Here is a 20,246-nt window from a genome sequence, read left to right on the forward strand (position 1 = left end):
CCTCCCTTGGCAGGGAGCCCTACTCGCCGTAGGGCACCCAGATGTTTTTCACTTCGGTTGCAGCCTGAAGGAAGCGGCGGGAATGGTCCATGCTCCAATCAAATGCCGTCGCGTTATTGACCCAGGTCCGTTTCAGGTTCCCGGCTGAAACGACCTCGATCTCTTTCGACAGTTCAGTGGACGAGAACGACCAGACAGCGTCGACATTCAGATGCGAGGCCAGCGGTTTCGCCAGCTCGGCATGACTACCGGTCAGGATGTTGACCACACCAGCGGGCACGTCCGAAGTCTCAAGGATCTGGTAGAAATCCGTCGCTGCAAGCGGGTAGGGCTCGCTGGCCACCAGAACCGTCCGGTTGCCCATCGCAATCGCAGGCGCCATAGCCGAGACCAGACCCAGCAGCGGTGCCTCATCCGCGCAAAGCGCGCCGATCACGCCAACGGGTTCCTTCATGGCGATGGCCACGCCCCGGATCGGAACGCCATGCACCTGACCGTCATATTTGTCGGCCCATGCCGCGGCAGTAAACAGGCGCTGGATCGAGACCTCAACTTCTTTCGCGCCGTCTTTCCTGCCGGTCATGGCGTCGATCCGCGCCGCGAATTCATCGGCGCGGGCCGAAAGGTTTTCTCCGATGTAATACAGGATCTGGGCCCGCAGATGGCCGGTGGTCCTGGACCACCCTTTGGCACCTGCCGCAGCCTCGACCGCGTTGCGGACGTCCTTGCGGTTGGCAAGACCCACATGGCCCAGCAGGCCGGACTTGCCCCAAATCGGTTTCGAATAACCACCATCGGGCCGCGCCTGCTTGCCGCCGACATACATCTTGGCGGTGCGGTCGATGGGGTCGACCGGGCCCCCTTCGCCCATGGCTGCCTCGACCTTTGCCAGCTGCTTCGCCTTGCCCTTGGGTTTGGTATAGGCGGCCAGCCCTTCCCAGCCGCCTTCGCGGCCAAAGCCGCTTTCGCGGACCCCACCGAACCCGGCAGCAGCGTCAAACAGATTGGTGGCGTTCACCCAAACCACGCCCGCAACCAGCTTGGGCGCAATATCCAGCGCAAGGTTCACATTCTCGGTCCAGACGGTCGCCGCCAGACCATACCGGGTGTTGTTGGCCAGCTCGACCGCCTCTTCCGGTGTGCGGAAGGTCGAAGACACCAGAACCGGACCAAAGATCTCTTCCTGCATCAACGGGTCCGAGGTCTCGAGCCCCGAGATCAGTGTTGGCGGGTAGTAGCAGCCGTTTGCGGGAAGATCGCAGGCGGCTTGGTGCACACGGCCCGCAGTGTTGCTTTCGACCATTCCTTTGATGGTCTGCAACTGAACCGGGTCTACAACCGCGCCCACGTCGATGCATTTATCCAGCGGATTGCCGACGCGCAGCGTGTCCATCCGGGCGCGCAGCTTGTCGTGGAAACGGTCGGCGATGCCTTCCTGCACCAGCAGGCGCGAGCCCGCACAACAGACCTGACCCTGATTGAACCAGATCGCATCCACCAGCCCTTCGATGGCAGAGTCGATATCGGCGTCATCAAAGACGATGTAAGCGGATTTGCCACCCAGTTCCAATGTCAGTTCCTTGCCTGACCCGGCGGTGGCCTCACGGATGCGACGGCCCACAACGGTCGAGCCGGTAAAGGCAATCTTGTCCACGTCCGAGGCCACGATCATCTCACCCACGGCACCGTCTCCGGTGACGATGTTGACGACACCTTTCGGCAGACCGGCCTGTGTGCAGATATCGGCAAACAACAGCGCCGTCAGCGAGGTATATTCAGCCGGTTTCAGAACCACCGTATTCCCCATCGCCAGCGCAGGCGCGATCTTCCACGCCAACATCAGCAAGGGGAAGTTCCACGGAATGATCTGACCGCACACACCCAGCGCTTCGGCGTCGGGCAGCTCGCTTTCCATCAGCTGCGCCATGCCGGCGTGATAATAGAAATGCCGCTGCGCGAGCGGAATATCGATGTCACGCGATTCCCGGATCGGTTTGCCGTTGTCGAGGCTTTCCAGTACCGCAAACAAACGCGAATGCTTTTGCAGCAGGCGCGCAATTGCATAGAGATACCGCGCACGGCCCGCGCCGCCCAGTTTCTCCCAATTCGGCTGAGCCTTGCGCGCGGCGGCTACAGCGGCGTCCACGTCGGCCTGCTTGGCCTGCGTCAGTTTCGCCAGAACCTCCCCGGTCGCAGGGTTGCGGCTGTCAAACCCTTTGCCAGGCTTGGTGAACGCACCATCGATATAGTGTCCGAACTTGTCGCCTTGATCGACCAGCCAGGCCAGCGCCTCGGCGGCGCTTTCGGGGGCGGGGCCGTATTCCATGGTCTCAAAAATCTCATTGACTGTCATGACTTCATCTTTTCCCAAATACTCACTGTCCAGACATATCCACGGGCTCAGCCCATCGAATGCCTGTAACCAGCCGAATAGGCTCCGGTCACATAGTGTTCCAACTGCCGCTCGATATCGCCCAGCAACGACGAGGCGCCAAAGCGGAACAGATCCGGTTCCAGCCAGCGGTCGCCCAGTTCGTCCTTGATCAGCGACAGATAAACCAGCGCGTCCTTGGCTTTCGAAATACCACCCGCAGGTTTATACCCGACCCGGTATCCGGTGCGGTCATAGTAATCGCGGATCGCGCGGATCATTACCAGCGACACGGGCAGGGTGGCGTTGACGCTTTCCTTGCCTGTCGAGGTCTTGATGAAATCCGCCCCGGCCATCATGCAGACCAGCGAGGCGCGCGCGACATTGCGCAAGCTGCCCAATTCTCCGGTCGCAAGAATGGCTTTGACATGGGCATCGCCACAAGCCACGCGGAACGCCTTCATCTCATCATACAGGGCCTGCCAGTCACCTGACAGCACATGACGGCGCGAGATCACGATGTCGATTTCCTCGGCCCCGGCTTTCACGCTTTCCTCGATCTCGGCCACGCGCAGATGGAACGGGGACAGGCCGGCGGGAAAGCCGGTGGACACAGCAGCGACCGGAATGCCAGTGCCTTTCAAGGCGTCCACAGCGGTTTCGATCATATCGTGATAGACGCAAACCGCCCCTGTCGTGATCGGCGGCATGTCCAGAGCCTGAAGAACCGAAGGCGCAACCGGCTGACGGGCCTTCGCACACAAGCGGCGCACACGGCCCACCGTATCATCGCCCGACAGCGTGGTCAGGTCGATCATCGTGATGGCTTTCAGCAGCCACGCAGCCTGATATTCCTTCTTGACCGAACGGCGGCCCGGCAATGTGGCCGCACGGCGTTCAATCGCGGAAGTATTGGCCTGAACGGCGCGCACCCAGTCCAGATCCAGTTCCATTCCGGGGTTCCGGGGTTCGGTTACTTGCGGCAGATGCGCGGTGCGCACGGGGCTTTCTGAGCTCTGCGTATCCATGGTTACGTCCTTTGGGAGGTTTGCGACAAAATCGCACGGGTGGCTCGGGAATGGAAGGCGTTCCGGCGCAATGATCGAATATTTTTGACCATTTGGACAAATAACAGAGGTTTTCTTGCGAATAATTCTCATTAGCGTTGACTTAGTTGCGAATGGTTCTCATATTTGATCCAACGCGCATCCAAATCGAGGTTGGAAATGATTCGTCGGCATTACCTTGCACTATTGGCTCTGGCCCTTTCGGTGCCAGCCATGGCGTTTGCCGGGGCACCGCTGAAAGTGGTGGCCACAACGGGCATGATTGCAGATGCGGCGCTTCAGGTCGGTGGTGATCTGGTTGAGGTCAGAGGGCTTATGGGCCCCGGCGTTGATCCCCATGCCTATCGCCAGACGCGCAGCGATATTGTGGCGATGACACGAGCAGACCTGGTTCTGTGGCACGGCCTGTATCTCGAAGCGCAAATGGAAGACTTCTTTCATGATCTTGAGCGGAAACGGACCGTTATTGCGGTTGCAGAAGGCGTAGACAAGTCCAGGCTGCGCGCGCACGACAATTATGCCGACAAGTATGATCCGCATCTATGGATGACGCCCGTGCTGTGGCGCGAGGTTGTTGTAGAGGTGCAGCGCGCCCTGACCGAGGCACGCCCCGAAGCAGCCGAGGTTTTTGCTGCGAATGCACAAGCCCATCTGGCCGACATAGACCGTCTGACGGCCTATGCCGAGAAAACCCTGTCCACCGTACCGGATCACAACAAGGTTCTGGTCACCGCCCACGACGCCTTTGGTTATTTCGGTGAAAGTTTCGGGTTCGAGGTTCTGGGCATTCAGGGCATCTCGACCCAATCCGAGGCGGGCCTGAACCGGATCGGAGAGCTGGTTGACCTGTTGGTTGATCGCAGGATCACGGCGGTCTTCGTCGAAAGCTCGGTTTCTGACCGGTCGATCCGCGCGCTGATCGAAGGGGCCGCAGCCAAAGGGCACGAGGTGAAGGTCGGGGGCGAGTTGTTCTCGGATGCCATGGGCGAGGATGGCACCTATGAAGGCACTTATATCGGGATGCTGGACCACAATATCACCGTTATCGCAGGCGCATTGGGCGGAGAAGTTCCCGATCGCGGCATGAACGGCAAACTGTCAGCGGGGTTCTGAGAGATGCTGGGGCTGATCAGCAACGAAGGTGTGACGGTCCAGGAACAAAACCTGGATAACAGCCCTCTGGCTGTGCGGGGGCTGACGGTTTCCTACGGACAGAAACCTGCGGTCTTTTCGGTTGATATGACGGTTACGCCCGGCGCGATGACCGCCATTATCGGGCCAAACGGCGCTGGAAAATCAACGCTGCTCAAGGCGGCGCTGGGCATCGTTACGCCATTGTCGGGGCAGGTGACAGTATTTGGTCAGCCGCTGAATTCGCAACGCGCACGTGTTGCCTATGTTCCCCAGCGTGCCAGTGTGGACTGGGATTTCCCGACACGGGTGATCGACGTGGTTCTGATGGGTCTGTCGCGTGAACTGGGCCTGTTGGGCCGCTTGCGCGCGCGCCACAAGGCCCGTGCGATGGATTGCCTGAACCGTGTCGGAATGCGCGATTTCGCGGATCGCCAGATTGGCCAGCTGTCCGGTGGCCAGCAACAGCGTGTGTTTCTGGCGCGTGCTCTGGCTCAGGATGCTGATCTGTATCTACTGGACGAGCCGTTTGCCGGTGTCGACGCCGCCACCGAAAAAGCCATCATCGCGGTGCTGAAATCACTGAAAGAGGCCAGTAAGACAGTCGTTGTCGTGCATCACGATCTGGCCACCGTGACCGACTATTTCGACCACGTTTTCCTGATCAACACCCGCAAGGTGGCCGAGGGTTCAGTGGCCGAGGCTTTCACTGCGGAAACGCTGCAATCGGCCTATGGTGGCAGGTTGGCAACGGCCCAGATCGATCAGATTTCACGCGCGCTGGGATAACTCATGCTTTGGGATGCTCTGACCCTTCAGCTTGGCTATAACGCCACGCTGGTTGCCATCGGTGCGACATTGCTGGGCGTGTCGGCGGGCGTAACGGGGACATTCCTGTTTCTGCGCAAGCGCGCCCTTGTCAGCGACGCAATCAGCCATGCAACCCTGCCGGGCGTCTGTATCGCTTTCATGGTGCTGGTCGCACTGGGCGGGGACGGGCGTAACCTGCCGGGCCTGCTGGTGGGGTCCGCTATTTCAGCCTGGGTTGGTCTGTTGTGCATGAACTGGCTGACACGGCGTACCCGCCTGGCTGAGGACGCCGCGATCGGTGCGATCCTGTCTGTGTTCTTCGGCTTTGGAATCGTACTGCTGACGGTCATCCAAACCATGGGGGTTGGCCGTCAGGCCGGGCTGGAAGGTTTCCTGTTGGGTTCGACCGCCGGAATGCTGTGGGCCGATGCGGTGATCATCGCACTTGGTGGAGCCTTGACCTTGGCTCTGGTGCTGATCATCCGCCGTCCGATGACCCTTGTCGCATTCGATCCCGAATATGCAGCGGCGCGCGGGTTGCCGGTGCATCGTATCGATCTGGCCATGATGGGGCTGGTCATGGCCGTGACCGTGGTCGGCCTGAAAATCGTCGGCCTGATCCTGATCGTGGCTTTGCTGATCATTCCGGCAGTGACCGCCCGGTTCTGGTCTGACCGCTCGGAACGCGTTGTTCAGTTGGCCGGGCTGGCCGGTGGTCTGGCCGGATATATCGGCGCTGCCATATCCGCATCTGCGCCCAATCTTCCAACCGGCCCGATTATCGTGCTGGTCAGCTTTGCCTTTTTCATCGCCTCCCTCTTCTTCGCCCCGATGCGCGGCGTTCTGGCGGCAGTGCTGCGGCATCTGCGGTTTCAGCGCCGAGTGCATATTCGTCAGGGGCTTCTGGCGATGGCGCAAGGGCAGAAGATCTATGAGCCCCTGACCTTGCGTTTGCTGCGGCGTGCCGGGCTGGTCCGGGCGGATGGCGTGGCGACGGACACCGGCAAGGCCCGCGCGGCCAAAGCCCTGCGGGATGAAAAGCGATGGGAAATCGTGCGTGCCGATCAGGCGCACGAGGCGACAGCTGCGCTCTATGACGGGTTGCGCGATATCGAAACCGTTCTGACACGGGACCAGATTGATGAGATCGACCGCCAGATTGGCGGACCGCAAGGGATACCGGCATGAGTGGTGAAGAATTCGTCCCGCTGTCTCTGACGCCGCTGCTGATCGGAACATTTGCGGCCATCGCCTGTGCCTTGCCCGGCAACTTTCTTGTGTTGCGAAAACAGGCGCTGATCGGCGATGCGATCAGCCATGTAGTGCTGCCGGGTATCGTTGTCGCGTTCCTGCTGACAGGGGCCATATCCACCTGGCCGATGATGTTGGGCGCGGCCGGGGCCGCGGTTCTGGCCGTGGTCCTGATCGAGGCGATTCGCCGACTGGGGCAGATCGAACCCGGGGCCGCCATGGGCGTGGTTTTTACCACCATGTTCGCGGCAGGCGTCCTGCTGCTTGAGCAGACGGATACGTCAACCGTGCATCTGGATGTGGAACATGCGCTTTACGGCAATCTCGAAAGCCTGATCTGGCTGGACGCGACCGGGTGGTCCTCGCTGCTGGACGCTCAGGCCCTTGCCGGATTGCCCCCGGAACTGCCCCGTATTGCGCTGACACTGGTGGGTGTGATGCTGTTTACATGGCTGTTCTGGCGACCGCTGAAAATATCCACCTTTGACGAAGGTTTCGCCCGCACGATTGGTATTCGCACGGGACTTCTGGGCATGGCGCTCGTCATCACTGCGGCTATCGCGGCGGTTGCCGCTTTTGACGCGGTAGGCTCGATCATCGTGATCGCGATGTTTATCTGCCCTCCGGCAGCCGCGCGGATGCTGACCAACCGGCTTGAGGCGCAGATTGGCTGGAGCGTCGTGATCGCTATAACCTCTGCCGTGACAGGGTATGTGCTGGCAGGATACGGGCCCCTGTGGCTGGGCGCAGCGGATGCGGTCAGTGCGGCAGGGATGATCGCAACGATGTCCGGGCTGATCCTGGCGCTGGCGGCCATGTTTGGCCCATGCCGCACACGTGTTGGTGTTCAGACATCAGCCTGAGACGGCATTTTCCTGCCGCAGATGCCCGAGCGTCATCGGCCAAACTCTGCCCAGATGCCGTTAAGGTTAATCTTAAGCAGATTTTTGGGAAGTCTCATGCTAGAGGGCTGCCCATTGACTAGCTGAACACACCACTCACTTTGGTACGCCCGGATGGTACGGAATGGGATTCATTCACAGCTATCCGGGTGCCCCTTTCCGAACAGAAGACATGCTCAAACCGGTGGTAGAATCGTGCGCGGTTGTGCTAGGTCTAGGGGTATGGCGCAGACAAACCCCAATATCAGCGAAAATCGCCCCGTGATCAGACAGCTTGACGATGCTGCGATCAACCGTATTGCGGCGGGTGAAGTGGTGGAACGCCCGGCCTCGGCCGTCAAGGAACTGGTCGAGAATGCACTGGATGCCGGGGCCACGCGTGTAGCCGTCGAAATCGCCGACGGGGGAAAGACGCTGATCCGCGTGACCGACGATGGGTGCGGTATCCCGGCTGAAGATTTGCCGCTTGCCCTGTCGCGCCATGCCACATCAAAGATCGACGGATCGGATCTGCTGAATATCCACACCTTCGGGTTTCGAGGCGAAGCCTTGCCTTCGTTGGGGGCTGTCGGACGCCTGACCATAACCAGCCGTGCGCCGGGTCTGGATGCGGCGCAGATCCATGTCGCGGGTGGCAAGATGGGTTCGGTCAAGCCTGCCGCCCTGCGCGCGGGCACGGTGGTCGAGCTGCGCGATCTGTTCTTCGCCACCCCCGCCCGGCTGAAATTCATGCGCACCGATCGGGCCGAGGCGCAGGCGATCACGGACATGGTGAAGCGGCTGGCGATGGCTGAGCCATCCGTCACATTTACCCTGCGCGATGTCTCGGGCGGTGGCGTAGGCCGCGTGATCTTCCGCGCGGATCGCGAGAATGGCGACCTGTTTGACGCCTTGCACGCCCGTCTTGCCCGTGTGATCGGGCGCGAGTTTGCTGAGAATGCGCTGCGGGTCGATGCCTCGCGCGACGGCCTCAGGCTTTTTGGCTATGCGGCCCTGCCGACCTATTCCCGTGGCGCTGCGGTGGCGCAGTACCTTTTTGTCAACGGGCGTCCCGTGCGCGACAAGATGCTGACCGGCGCTTTACGGGCGGCTTATTTCGATTTCCTAAGCCGGGACCGTCACCCGGCTGCGGCATTGTTCATCGACTGCGACCCGACATTGGTTGACGTGAACGTTCACCCTGCCAAGTCCGAGGTCCGGTTCCGCGATCCCGGCGTTGCGCGCGGGCTTATCGTATCCAGCCTGCGCCACGCATTGGCAGAGGCCGGGCATCGCGCGTCCTCGACCGTGGCCAATGCGACCTTGGGTGCAATGCGACCGGAACCCGCGCAGTCTGCACCAGCGCGGGTCTATCAGATGGATCGCCCGTCGCCTGCAGCGCGCCAGGCTGCGTACCGGGCACAGGCTCCGGGTTTTGCGGAACTGGCGCATGATTACAGCGGCAGCATTGTCGATCCGATCCCGGTTGCACCCGCTTCGCAGGGTCAGGAGCCTGATGCCCAGAATCTTCCACTGGGCGCCGCGCGCGGACAGGTGCATGAAAACTACATCATCGCCCAGACTGCCGATGGAATGGTGATCGTTGATCAGCACGCCGCGCATGAACGGCTGGTCTATGAAAAGCTGAAAACACAGATGGCCAAGACGGGCGTTGCGGCGCAGGCGCTTTTGATCCCTGAGATTGTTGAGTTGTCCGAAGGTGACTGCGCCCGTCTGATGGCTGTCTGTGATGACCTGTCCCGTTTGGGGCTGACCATCGAACCCTTTGGCGGAGGCGCCATTGCCGTGCGCGAAACCCCGGCCATTCTGGGCGAGGTCGATGCGCGCGCGATGATCCTGGATATCCTCGACGAACTGGCCGAACAGGGCGAAAGCCAGATGGTGCAGGCAAGGATCGAGGCGATTCTCAGCCGGGTTGCCTGCCACGGCTCGGTTCGGTCCGGCCGCCGTATGCGGGCCGAGGAAATGAACGCGCTGCTGCGCGAGATGGAGGCGACGCCGCATTCCGGCCAGTGCAATCACGGGCGACCAACATATGTGGAACTGAAGCTAAGCGACATCGAACGCCTGTTCGGGCGCAGTTGATCCATTGGCCACTGCAGGTTAGTAAGAATAAAACAAGAACATTCGAGGCGACATGATCAAGATTGCAGGAACAGAATATGCACTGGATGACCCGGTTGTTCTTATCGTGGGCGGAACAGTTGCGCTGATCCTGCTACTGCTGTTCCTGTCGTTGCGCGCCGCTAATCGCTCGGCCCGGATGGCGGAACCGCTGGCGCGGCAGATGGCGCTTCTGGGTCAGCATGTGCAGCAGCTGGGGCAGGGGCAGGAACAGTTGCGCGGCGGCTTGCAGCATGTTTCGGACACGCAAGCCAACGCGCAGGTACAGGTGATCCAGACGGTCGAGGCACGCTTGTCCTCGGTCCAGCAGCAGATGAATGACCGGCTAGCGGATAACGCGATGAAATCGGCCCGCGCGCTGGCCGAGATGCAGGAACGGATGAAGGAAACCCTGCACGGTTCGTCAAAACAGACGGCGACATCACTGACGCAGCTGCAGGAACGTCTGGCCGCCATCGACAAGGCGCAGGACAATATCACGAAACTTTCGGGCGATGTTCTCAGCCTTCAGGATATCCTGTCGAACAAGCAGCGACGCGGGATGTTTGGTGAGATTCAGCTGAACGATATCGTGTCCAAGGCACTGCCCGCGGACAGCTATTCGCTGCAAGCCACCTTGTCGAACGGCAGGCGCGCGGATTGCCTGGTGCATCTGCCTAACCCGCCTGGCCCGATCGTGATTGACGCGAAATTCCCGCTTGAGGATTTCGAAGCACTTGCCGCCGCGCAGACCAAGGCAGATGTTGAAAGATGCCTGCGGGCTTTTGGCGCTGCCGTGAAAGTGCATATCAAGGCCATTTCCGAGAAATACATCCTCGAAGGGGAAACCGCTGACGGTGCCCTGATGTTCGTCCCGTCCGAAGCGATCTATGCCGAGCTGCACGCCCGCCTGCCCGATGTGGTGCGCGAAGGGTTCTCCGCACGGGTCTGGATCGTCTCTCCCACCACCTGCATGGCCACGCTGAACACGATGCGGGCGATCCTTAAAGATGCGCGCATGCGTGAACAGGCCGGTGCGATCCGCAAAGAACTGGGATTGCTGCACAAGGATGTGGACCGTCTGGGTGACCGCGTTTCAAACCTCGACCGTCACTTCGGTCAGGCGGCCAAGGATATCTCGGAAATCAAGATCAGTGCCGAAAAGGCCGGCCGCCGGGCGCAGCGGTTGGATAATTTCGACTTCGAAGAAATCGCGCCCGATACTGAAACAGAGGTTGTACCTCTGGCGCGTCACGAAGGCTGAGGATCCTGTTGAAAAACTGAACCGGCACCGGGCCGGTTCTGATGGGCCAGCGCCTGCAAGCGTTCAGATACGCAGAAAGGGCTGGAACAGGCGCGGCATCAGCTTGTTGAATTTCAGCGGCGCATCCGTAACCGCCAGACAAATGCAGTCTTCCGAGATATCCGCCACAGGCGTATGTTCAAGATCCTCGTCAGCGATCTCGACATCGCCGCGGGCAAAGCGGTCAACCTCGTCCGAGAAAGCCCCTTGCAGAACCATTGTCAGCTCCATGCCGTTATGGCCATGATCCGGTACGGCGGCACCGGCTGGGATGAACAGCAATCGGGCGGTGGCGTCTTTAGTGGTCGGCAGGATCGCCTGTTTGACGCCCATGCCAATCGGCCTCCAGCGGATGTCCTTGACTGTTCCACCCACGTAATCCTGCAACGGGGCCGGCAGAACTGCACATCCCGGGCGAACGGGCTTGGGCGCCGGAGCACCCTTGGCGATCAAAGCCATCGTGGCCGCCAGAGAGGTTTCGCTCATGCTGACTGCCTCACTCTGCTTGTCAAGAACTTGCCCGCCAACGGCGTCATAGCTTTCTGCGCGCGCACGGCAGTGGTCGCATAGGGACAGATGCGTGGCGACCATCAGATCGAAGGCTTCGGGCAGGTTGCCTGCGGCATAGGCCATCAGCAGGTCATCTATCAGGTGATGTTTGATCAACTTGTTCATCTTACTCATCTCAATTCATCGCGTGGCGCAAGCGATCCAGCGCCAGCCGTATCCGTGACTTGATTGTTCCCAGTGGCAATCCGGTTTGTGACGCTATTTCCCGGTGACTCAGGTCGCCGAAATACGCCTTCTCGATCAGGTCCCGCTGCGCATCCGGTAACGCCTGCAAGGCGGTGCGCAGTTGCGCGGTTTCCTGTTGCAGCGCGATGACGTCATCCTGATCGGGCTCTGCCTCGGGACCCCAACCCAGATCCTCGGGTTCAGGACGGCGTTGCTTGCGCAGCACGTCAATGCGCTTGTTCCGTGCGATGGTGAACACCCACGTGGCCACAGTGGCACGCGTCGGATCGAACAGGTGGGCCTTGTGCCACAAGGTCGCCATCACCTCTTGCGCGCACTCTTCTGCCATGGCGGCATCAGCCCCTGACTTCATCAGAAAGGCCTTGATACGCGGCGCGAAGTGCTGGAACAGATCGGCAAATGCCGCCTGATCCTGCGCATCCCGGATGCGTCTGACGTGGTCCACCCATTCGGCCCTGGTCTCGCGCTTGCCGTTGATGTCGTTCACCCGCCTACCCTTGATGTGTTTGTTGATGCGCCAAGGTTGAGGGGCGGGTGTTTCAACCGCTGGTCCGTCCAAGGTCGCTGTATTGGTCTGGGTAAACATAACCACATTACGGCGCACGCCCCAAGCCGGATCACTTTATCGGGACATTTTGTTCGCGGCGCTGATCCGCCTGTTTGTTCAAGATCAAAGACGCAGGCCGCTGTCGGTGGTTGTGATGGCGTAACAACCGCGAACACGAGGAGTGGAAGAGATGTTGGAAATCTCGGCAAGAAAAGTCGCCCAGGTCGCCATGATGGGCCGCGAACTGAACCGGGCCGAGGGCGAATTGCGGGCGTTCATCGACCGCATGAGCGAAGACGAGCAGGCCGAACTGGTTGCCATCATGTGGATCGGGCGCGAGAGCTTTTTCGCGGAAGATCTGGCCGAGGCCATCGCCACCGCCAAGTCCGAGGCTTCGACCCCCTGTGCAGACTACCTGATCGGAACACCGCACATGTCTGACCACCTTGAGAATGGTCTGGACGCACTGGGAATATCTGCGGAAGACGTAGAAAACGATCTGATGTAGGCCCTTCGGCGGCATCACCCAAATACAGACTTGTGCGTTGGTCGCCAGCGTCGGATACCAAGGCCAACGCGCCTTCCGCTGCGCGGGCACTCCTGTAAGTGAGGAACAGGTAGGGCAGACCGGTCGCGAATAGCTGCACGCGTCATCTCAACAAACTTTAATGATTCCGACTGGCGGCCTTAACGGTGGCCTCCCTTATTTGAAGCTATCACAACCAAGCAACTCAAATATTGGAGGAACCAGCAATGACCCATGCACAGACGATTGACACTCATAAGGGCCTCTTGGACGGCCTCTTTGCCAAATATGCCGACGCAAAAGTTGAACATTTCCGACGCCAGATTTTCTCAAAAACCGTTCGGAAGCTGGAAAAGCTCAGCGACAAGCAGCTGAACGATATCGGCATTCCCCGCGACCAGATCCGTCGGCGCGCTTATCACAGCGTGTATCACAACGCACCCTACCAGCAGTGACCCGAAAGTTTCGCAACCCTTGCGTGAGGTAATCAGTATGTTTGACTTTATCCCCTCGACCAATCAACCGACCCCGGCCGCCAGCGCCTTGTTGCTGTTTGATCGCGCCATGCGCATTCGAGCCATCAGCCCGGATATCGTTCGGGCCGCTCAGCATCTGAACGGCCTGACCGACCATCAGCTGGCAGAGCTTGGCATCAACCGCAGCGATGTCGAAGACACCATCGAGCGCTATATCTGAAGATACCTTCAGAGAAATCCAGACGAGTTTACCATGCCTGAAGAAGAACAATGAAAGCCATTCCAGAAACTCTGGAATGGCTTTTTTCGTGCGATCAGGCCGTATGATCCACGATCTGCAAGTGCTGGGCCAACCTGTCGATCTCGGCCATCCAGCCCTGTACCAGTTTTGGGTCGCTCGGGGCTGCGTGAACGCCTGCCGGGATGGCGCGGTTTAAAACGGCCTCGACGGCAAGTGAAACCGGGATCGATACCAGACGCGCCATTGCTGTGCCGCGCTCATCGCCCCAGGCGTCCATGACATAGGTCTTGTGCCATACAGGAACGCCGTCTTTCTCGGCTTTCAGTCCAACACACAGCACAACGCGGTCGGGCTCACCTTCGTCATAGGCGTTTTCGCTCCAGAACTGGTCAGACATCTCTTTCAGACGCGCATCCCCTTCCGGACCCGACAGGGTTTCGATTTCACGGAACACATCCGACCACGCATCCGCCCAACCGTTTAGGCGCAGGGTGCCGCGGACGAATTCTCTGACTGGCCAGTGATCCTCGAACTGGTACTGCGCCTTGAACGGGATCGAGTCGCGGTTGGGATAGACCTCGAAACTTTCCGGCGTTGGCAGCGGCGCGATATAGCTGCTGATCGCATCCCACGGACGGGCAACGTCCAGCGGGGCATAGTCGCGGATCGACTTCGACGGCGACCGCAGCGCCTTGAGCACACCCAAGGGCGACCAGCTGAACTTGTAGCGGAACGGGTTCGGGATCTTGGGAATGCCACCGCAATACGAAATAAAGCTCAGGTGGTTTTGCGGATCGAACGCATCCGAGGCGCGATAGTCATCGACCAGTGCATGGGCCATCAGGTGGTCGATGCCCGGATCCAGACCAACTTCGTTGACCAGCGCCACACCGGCCTCGCGCGCCTTGTCGTCCAGTGCGCGCATTTCGGGCGCGATATACGATGACGACACGAAATTGGCCTGTTTCGCAATCGCCAGTTCTGCCAGTGGTACGTGCCAGTCGCCCGGCAGCATGGACACGATCACGTCGCCCTTCTCAAGCACACCACCCAGAGCGTCGATGTCGAAGGCGCGAATATCGTTGGTCAGGTCCCCAACCTCGGCCCTGGCTTTTTCGACCGTCCGGTTCCAGACAGTGACCTTGTGACCGCCCTCGATCAGACGGCGCAGGCCGGGGATGGCCGACAGGCCGGTGCCACACCAGTGAATCGTCATCGCTCAGATCCCTTCGATATGTGTTTTGTAAGTTGCTTTTGCCCGACCCCAGACGCCGCTGTCCAGATCGGTCAGGGTCAGAAGCGACGGCAAAAGCTGTGCCGCATAATCTTCCGAACTTTCGACCGGCAGCATCGACGGCAGGTTATCGATGGCCATCACGTCCATCACCGGATCGGTTGCCACGCGCAAAGCTGGCGCGTCCCATGTGGTTGCACGGTCATAGACCGGCACCGGGTTGTAATCACTGTCCGGGTCGCAGGCGACATCGCCGATAGCAGTCAGGTTGCGCGGGGCAGTCAACGCTTCACGCGGAACAAAGACCGGGGTTCCGGGGCGCGCGAAGATGCAGTTCAGGAACAGGTCGTGGTCCAGAATTTCCGGAAACGGTCCGCCGCTGGCGGTTTCCGCCATGTCCCATTTGGTGACGTCGACGCCCATCGCGTCGCACAGGTCTGCGGCCCCCGTACCCACGCGACCCAGTGCACCGATCACGATGGCGCGGGGGCGTGGGGCTCCGGTGGCGTCCAACTCGGCCAGCAATTCAGAGTTCAGAACGTCTTTGCCTGCATACACCCCAACCGGCGGGCATGCCTCGCCCCGTTGCTGTGCCGCCCACGTCTTGAGCGTTACCGCAGCACCGGCATACCCGGCCCAGTAACCAAAGGCGGCAACGCGGCGGCCATCTTCGCTCACCAGATATTCCAGATCATAAAGCGTGCCGCCCCCGGCCTTGAACCGCTCCAGCAGCGCACGACCCGAATGCTGGCCCTTATAGGCATGGCCGAACATGATGTGGCGATGGGGCAGGGGGGCGCCATCTTCGGGCAGTTCCTTGAGGCCAAAGATGATCGCGTCCAGCGGGGCCTCGGGCCACGAATTCTCAGCCGCGATTGCACAGCCAGCGTCCTTGTAGCCATCAATCGGAATGGCGCGGACATGGCTTTCCTCAACCGTCACGCGGATACCTGCGGCGATCAGTGCTGCGGCTCCTTCGGGTGTCAGCCCCACCCGTTCCTCGTTCGGGCGCTGTTCCGCCCTGACCCAGAGATGTGTCATCTTATTTCCTTTTGTCAGAGCATCCCGGCAGCGCGCACCGCCTGAACCGAAGGCCGTGCCTCCATCGCCTCGCGGAAGGCGATGATCCTGGGGAAGGCCGAGACATCGACGCCGTCGCCTTCCAGCCAGCTGCAAACCACATAAAGATAAGCATCGGCCAGAGAGAACGCGTCCCCCAGAACAAACGGCCCGCGCAACCCGTTTGACGAGATATAGTCGCAAGATGCAGTCATCGTTTGCGCGACCTTGTCCGTCATGTCTTTCCAGCTGGACTTCTTGTCGGCCCAGCGATGCCCGCGCAGCTTGTGGGCGTGGTTCACATGCATGGTCGAGGCCAGATAGAACATTACCTCACGCATGCGGGCGGCCATGACCGGATCAGCTGGTACCAACCCGGCCTCGGGTGCCTTGACCGCAATATATTCCAGCAACGCGCCGGTCTCGGTCAGGATGCCGCCATCGACCACCAGCGCCGGAACGCGCCCCTTGGGATTGATCTGCTTGTAGGCCGGTTTTGTCTGTTCCCCATCGGCAAAGTCCAGCTTGATTGCTTCATAGTCCAGTCCGGCCTCTTCCAGAGCAATCGCAACAGCGACCGAGATGGTTCGGGGTGCGTAATAAAGCTGCATCGGGGATCTCCAATCTGCTTCCTACAGGTGGGTCTGCGCAAACTGCCGGTCAGGTGCTTCCAGATGCGGCACCGCATTGAACAGGACCGGGCTCAGCTGCGCGCCAATCGGGTGCAGACGATGCATCGACGTGTTCATGATGGCAAGGGCCACCCGCGCCATCGACGGGATGTCCAACCCCATCGCCTGCCGCACCACCATCGAGATCAACCCGCCCGAGGTCACGACGATGGCCGGTCCGCCCTCGGTCCCGATCTCGTGCAGCGCATCGCGGACGCGGGCTTCAAACGCCTCGAAGGTTTCCGGAGCGTTCTCGATCTTTCCGCTGGCCCAGGCCGCGAAGGTTTTGGGCAAGTGTTCGACAAATCCCTCTCGATCGGTCGGGATTTCGACGCCATGCTGTTCTTCGAATAACTGTGCAAGGGTGAAATACTCGATCTCGTTCAGCCGTGCGTCGTAGACAGGATCGGTCAATCCCATGCTGGTGACCGTCTCGGTGTGGCGGGTCAGGGTGCCACAATAGACGCGTGTATAGTGGCTGCGGGTGTCACGCAGATGCGCGCCCAGCCAGCGGGCCTGTTGATGGCCCAGATCGCTCAGCTTGTCATAGCTTGCTTCGTCGCGCGCTGTCGTGTTTGCCTGCCCGTGGCGCACCAATGTGATATGTGACATGTCGCTCCCTCTTGCGCCGAAGTCTTAGGGCAGGTTCCTTGCCGGGACCAGAGGGGTTTCTTGATCTCGCCGGAAAAACATTCGCAGCTGTCCGGTTTCTGGCTATGGTCGCCCTGACCAACTGCGCCCGGAGGGATTCATGGCCGTCGATCACACGCGTTTTCTGGATGATCTGCACAAGCTGCGTGAATTCGGTGCCTCGGGTGTGGGCAAAGGAGTCATCCGCCCGGCCTATTCAAAAGCGGATATTGCGGCGCGCCAATGGCTGGCGGACCGTATGGCCGACGCAGGTCTGACACCGCATTTCGACCCGGTCGGCAATCTGTTCGGGCTGGCGCCTGGCCGTTCTCTGCTCATGGGGTCGCATTCCGACAGCCAGCCCGAAGGCGGCTGGCTGGACGGCGCGCTCGGCGTGATTGCCGCGCTGGAGATCGCGCGGTCCAGCGACCAGCCGATCTCGGTCGTCAGTTTTCAGGACGAAGAAGGCCGGTTCGGTGTGACCACGGGCTCGGCGGTCTGGTCCGGCGGTCTGCCGCTGGACAAGGCCGATGTGTTGACCGACGGTGCCGGCGTCAGCTTTGGCGAGGCCCGATCTTCCATGGCGAACCTGTCGCAGGGTTTTGTCGATCCCGCGCGGTTCAGTGGCTTTGTCGAGATGCATATCGAACAGGGCCCCTCTCTGGACGCTGCGAACGAGCAGATCGGCGTCGTTACCGATATCGTCGGCATCCGGGACATGTCGGTCACTTTCGAAGGGCAGCAGAATCACGCGGGCACCACGCCAATGCATTTGCGCCGCGATGCGTTTCAGGCGTTGTCACTGTTCAACACGCGCCTCACCGAACGGTTTCGCAACGTGGTGACACCGCAAACCGTCTGGACCATCGGGCGGGTCGACCTTCACCCCAATGCGTCGTCCATCGTGCCGGGTCGGGCGCGGTTCTCGATGCAGTGGCGCGATGGCGATCCGGATCGGCTGTCGCGGATGGAGGAAATCATCCGTACCACAGCGCAGGAAGTAGCCAGCGAACAGGACATGGTATTGACCTACGGCCCTTTGCTTGGGTTGGAACCTGTCACGATGGATCAGACCCTGCGCGCGGCGCTGGAACACGGTGCCGAACAGGTGGCCCCCGGCAGGTGGCGCAGGATGCCGTCGGGCGCGCTGCACGATGCCACAAACGTGTCGCGCCTGATGCCTGTTGCGATGCTGTTCGTGCCGTCAATCAACGGTATAAGCCACGATTTTGCCGAAGATACCGCCGAAAGCGATCTTGTGGCCGGGCTGAGTGTGCTGGATCTCGCAGTGCAGTCACTTGAAGGGCGGGTGCGATAAGGTGCGGGCAAAATACTGTTTTTACAGGCCATTGCGGTTGGTTTGTCTGGTGTTATCGTCGCGCTCGAAACTGTGATCGGCAAACCCTTGCAAAAGCCAAAAGACCAATGTTGCCTAACGGAAAAAAGTTTCCTATAGGAACGCCAAGGATGCATACGCCCGTATACAGACTTGTCCCACAGGCGGTACTCTGGTTCGCAAGTTGACCGGAATCGTTGCAAAATTGATAGCGTGGGGCAGACTGACGGGAATGCGTTCGAAACCGAAAGATACGAAAAGGTATCCAAGATGACCGAGATTAGACGCACGCCGTTGTATGCCTTGCATGTTGAGTTGGGCGGCAAGATGGTTGATTTTGCCGGGTGGGAGATGCCAGTTCAGTATCCGCTGGGGATCATGGGCGAGCATAAGCAGTGCCGCGAGAAGGCGGCGTTGTTTGATGTGTCGCATATGGGTCAGGTGATTTTGCTGGGCGAGAATGTGGGCGAGAAGCTGGAAGCTCTGTGTCCGCAGGCTTATGCGACGCTGAAGGAAGGCAAGGCGCGGTACGGGTTCTTCACCAATGCCGAAGGCGGGATCATGGATGACCTGATCGTGTCGAATGCGGGGGATCATTACTTTGTGGTGGTGAACGCGGCGCTGCGCCATCAGGACATTCCGCATATGCGCGACAATCTCGAAGGTGTCGAAGTGACCGAGATCTTCGACCGCGCGCTGGTGGCCGTGCAAGGTCCCAAGGCCGAGGACGTGGTGGGCGCGCTCTGCCCTGCGGCGCGCGACCTCAAGTTCATGGAAACCACGATTGCTGACATCCTGGGTGTCGAATGCCGCATCTCGCGGCTGGGCTACACGGGTGAGGACGGGTACGAGATCTCGATCCCCGAAGACAAGGCGATCGAGATTACCCGGGCGTTCCTGGCGCATGAGGATTGCGAACCGGCGGGTCTGGGCGCGCGCGACAGCCTGCGGCTGGAGGCGGGTCTGTGCCTGTACGGCAATGACATTGACCAGAGCACCTCGCCGGTCGAGGCCAGCCTTGGCTGGGCGATGCAGAAACGCCGCAAGGAAGAAGGCGGCTTTCCGGGTGCGGAACGTGTGCAGCGCGAACTGGCCGAGGGGCCTGCGCGCAAGCTGGTGGGCATCAAGCCCGACGGCCGCGCGCCCGCGCGTCAGGGGGTCGAGGTGCAATGCCTTGAGGGCAACACCATCGGTCAGATCACCTCGGGCAGCTTTGGCCCCACGGTCGGCGGCCCGGTTGCAATGGGCTATGTGTCCGCGGGCCATGGCGAGCCGGGCGAGAAGGTCAACCTGATCATCCGGGGCAAGGCGCAACCGGCGCAGATCGTGGCGCTGCCCTTCGTCAAACAGAATTACAAGCGTTGAAGTCAGGAGAGAGACACCATGGCAACCTATTATTCCGAAGAGCATGAATGGCTGGCGGTCGAAGGCGACACGGCCACGCTGGGCATCACCAAACACGCGGCCGAGCAGCTGGGTGAGGTGGTCTTTGTCGAGCAGCAGGAAGTGGGCGACGAGTTCGACAAGGACAGCGAGATCGGCGTGATCGAATCCGTCAAGGCCGCCTCCGAGCTTTACGCGCCGGTTGATGGTGAGATTATCGAGGTGAACGAGGCGCTGGCCGACAATCCCGGCGCGCTGAACGACGACCCCGAAGGCGAGGCCTGGATCTACAAGATCAAGATCGCCGATGCCGCGCAGCTGGAAGATCTGATGGACGAAGCCGGCTACAAGGCCTTCATCGGCTAAATCCGGCCCGGAGCCCCAGAGACCGGGGCTCCCCGCTTCATCTTTTTCCAAATACTCCCGCCGGAGGCATCTGCCAGAGCGGC

Annotated in this window: 20 protein-coding genes; 12 read left to right on the top strand and 8 right to left on the bottom strand. The window is 60.4% G+C overall.

What is annotated here, in order from left to right:
• Nucleotides 1-19: 19 nt before the first annotated feature.
• Both AC2FNC_RS11495 and deoC read right to left on the bottom strand, forming a co-directional pair.
• Nucleotides 20-2,353: an aldehyde dehydrogenase family protein gene (locus tag AC2FNC_RS11495; protein ID WP_496715394.1), complete on the bottom strand. Its 2,334-nt coding sequence runs from the start codon at nucleotides 2,351-2,353 to the stop codon at nucleotides 20-22.
• Nucleotides 2,354-2,400: 47 nt separating this feature from the next.
• A complete protein-coding gene (gene deoC, locus AC2FNC_RS11500) occupies nucleotides 2,401-3,399 on the bottom strand; it encodes a deoxyribose-phosphate aldolase (protein ID WP_480474226.1) in 999 nt (332 codons plus the stop codon).
• Between the two features lie 198 nt (nucleotides 3,400-3,597).
• On the opposite strand from deoC, the gene AC2FNC_RS11505 reads away from it, so the two are divergent.
• The 6 genes from AC2FNC_RS11505 to AC2FNC_RS11530 all read left to right on the top strand — a co-directional run bounded on the left by AC2FNC_RS11505 (nucleotide 3,598) and on the right by AC2FNC_RS11530 (nucleotide 10,899).
• A complete protein-coding gene (locus AC2FNC_RS11505; RefSeq protein ID WP_496715395.1) occupies nucleotides 3,598-4,551 on the top strand; it encodes a metal ABC transporter solute-binding protein, Zn/Mn family in 954 nt (317 codons plus the stop codon).
• 3 nt (nucleotides 4,552-4,554) lie between these two features.
• The gene (locus tag AC2FNC_RS11510) at nucleotides 4,555-5,358 is read left to right on the top strand and encodes a metal ABC transporter ATP-binding protein (RefSeq protein WP_480474224.1); all 804 of its coding nucleotides are present in this window, start codon (nucleotides 4,555-4,557) and stop codon (nucleotides 5,356-5,358) included.
• 3 nt (nucleotides 5,359-5,361) lie between these two features.
• Nucleotides 5,362-6,567 carry a metal ABC transporter permease gene (locus AC2FNC_RS11515; RefSeq protein WP_496715396.1) on the top strand — a complete coding sequence of 402 codons (1,206 nt, stop codon included), beginning with the start codon at nucleotides 5,362-5,364 and terminating at the stop codon, nucleotides 6,565-6,567.
• Complete coding sequence (locus AC2FNC_RS11520) at nucleotides 6,564-7,493, top strand: metal ABC transporter permease (RefSeq protein WP_480474222.1); 930 nt, start codon at nucleotides 6,564-6,566, stop codon at nucleotides 7,491-7,493. The genes AC2FNC_RS11515 and AC2FNC_RS11520 overlap by 4 nt, the downstream gene beginning before the upstream one ends.
• A gap of 261 nt (nucleotides 7,494-7,754) precedes the next feature.
• The gene (gene mutL, locus AC2FNC_RS11525; RefSeq protein WP_480493930.1) at nucleotides 7,755-9,617 is read left to right on the top strand and encodes a DNA mismatch repair endonuclease MutL; all 1,863 of its coding nucleotides are present in this window, start codon (nucleotides 7,755-7,757) and stop codon (nucleotides 9,615-9,617) included.
• A 52-nt stretch (nucleotides 9,618-9,669) separates the two neighbouring features.
• Nucleotides 9,670-10,899, top strand: coding sequence for a DNA recombination protein RmuC (locus AC2FNC_RS11530; RefSeq protein WP_480517951.1), 1,230 nt, complete (start codon nucleotides 9,670-9,672; stop codon nucleotides 10,897-10,899).
• A gap of 63 nt (nucleotides 10,900-10,962) precedes the next feature.
• Here the strand turns inward: AC2FNC_RS11530 and AC2FNC_RS11535 are convergent, their stop codons facing one another.
• Complete coding sequence (locus tag AC2FNC_RS11535) at nucleotides 10,963-11,613, bottom strand: ChrR family anti-sigma-E factor (protein WP_480554421.1); 651 nt, start codon at nucleotides 11,611-11,613, stop codon at nucleotides 10,963-10,965.
• Between the two features lie 10 nt (nucleotides 11,614-11,623).
• The gene (locus AC2FNC_RS11540; RefSeq protein ID WP_480517947.1) at nucleotides 11,624-12,280 is read right to left on the bottom strand and encodes a sigma-70 family RNA polymerase sigma factor; all 657 of its coding nucleotides are present in this window, start codon (nucleotides 12,278-12,280) and stop codon (nucleotides 11,624-11,626) included.
• A 151-nt stretch (nucleotides 12,281-12,431) separates the two neighbouring features.
• Between AC2FNC_RS11540 and AC2FNC_RS11545 the strand changes: the two genes are divergently transcribed.
• From AC2FNC_RS11545 to AC2FNC_RS11555, 3 genes are all read left to right on the top strand, one after another.
• Nucleotides 12,432-12,749 (top strand): DUF3775 domain-containing protein, encoded by a 318-nt coding sequence (locus tag AC2FNC_RS11545; RefSeq protein WP_209505065.1) that lies wholly within the window; start codon nucleotides 12,432-12,434, stop codon nucleotides 12,747-12,749.
• 245 nt (nucleotides 12,750-12,994) lie between these two features.
• Nucleotides 12,995-13,222 carry a DUF1127 domain-containing protein gene (locus AC2FNC_RS11550; protein ID WP_480474217.1) on the top strand — a complete coding sequence of 76 codons (228 nt, stop codon included), beginning with the start codon at nucleotides 12,995-12,997 and terminating at the stop codon, nucleotides 13,220-13,222.
• A 37-nt stretch (nucleotides 13,223-13,259) separates the two neighbouring features.
• Nucleotides 13,260-13,463, top strand: coding sequence for a DUF1127 domain-containing protein (locus AC2FNC_RS11555; protein ID WP_480474216.1), 204 nt, complete (start codon nucleotides 13,260-13,262; stop codon nucleotides 13,461-13,463).
• 94 nt (nucleotides 13,464-13,557) lie between these two features.
• On the opposite strand, the gene AC2FNC_RS11560 is transcribed toward AC2FNC_RS11555, so the two are convergent.
• From AC2FNC_RS11560 to AC2FNC_RS11575, 4 genes are read right to left on the bottom strand one after another with little or no spacing between them, the layout of a single operon-like run.
• The gene (locus tag AC2FNC_RS11560; RefSeq protein WP_480554422.1) at nucleotides 13,558-14,700 is read right to left on the bottom strand and encodes a saccharopine dehydrogenase family protein; all 1,143 of its coding nucleotides are present in this window, start codon (nucleotides 14,698-14,700) and stop codon (nucleotides 13,558-13,560) included.
• 3 nt (nucleotides 14,701-14,703) lie between these two features.
• Nucleotides 14,704-15,759: a saccharopine dehydrogenase gene (locus tag AC2FNC_RS11565; protein ID WP_496715399.1), complete on the bottom strand. Its 1,056-nt coding sequence runs from the start codon at nucleotides 15,757-15,759 to the stop codon at nucleotides 14,704-14,706.
• Between the two features lie 14 nt (nucleotides 15,760-15,773).
• Entirely contained in the window at nucleotides 15,774-16,388 is a 615-nt protein-coding gene (locus AC2FNC_RS11570; protein WP_480624885.1) for a glutathione S-transferase family protein, read from the bottom strand.
• A gap of 21 nt (nucleotides 16,389-16,409) precedes the next feature.
• Entirely contained in the window at nucleotides 16,410-17,060 is a 651-nt protein-coding gene (locus AC2FNC_RS11575) for a histidine phosphatase family protein (protein ID WP_496715400.1), read from the bottom strand.
• Between the two features lie 139 nt (nucleotides 17,061-17,199).
• Here AC2FNC_RS11575 and AC2FNC_RS11580 point away from each other — a divergent pair, with 139 nt between their 5' ends.
• The 3 genes from AC2FNC_RS11580 (at nucleotide 17,200) to gcvH (ending at nucleotide 20,163) form a co-directional block, all read left to right on the top strand.
• Nucleotides 17,200-18,396 carry a Zn-dependent hydrolase gene (locus tag AC2FNC_RS11580; protein WP_480517939.1) on the top strand — a complete coding sequence of 399 codons (1,197 nt, stop codon included), beginning with the start codon at nucleotides 17,200-17,202 and terminating at the stop codon, nucleotides 18,394-18,396.
• Between the two features lie 288 nt (nucleotides 18,397-18,684).
• The gene (gcvT, locus tag AC2FNC_RS11585) at nucleotides 18,685-19,779 is read left to right on the top strand and encodes a glycine cleavage system aminomethyltransferase GcvT (RefSeq protein ID WP_496715402.1); all 1,095 of its coding nucleotides are present in this window, start codon (nucleotides 18,685-18,687) and stop codon (nucleotides 19,777-19,779) included.
• A gap of 18 nt (nucleotides 19,780-19,797) precedes the next feature.
• Nucleotides 19,798-20,163: a glycine cleavage system protein GcvH gene (gene gcvH / locus AC2FNC_RS11590; protein ID WP_480474211.1), complete on the top strand. Its 366-nt coding sequence runs from the start codon at nucleotides 19,798-19,800 to the stop codon at nucleotides 20,161-20,163.
• Nucleotides 20,164-20,246: the final 83 nt, after the last annotated feature.

Source organism: Ruegeria sp. BHSA123 (assembly GCF_059613425.1).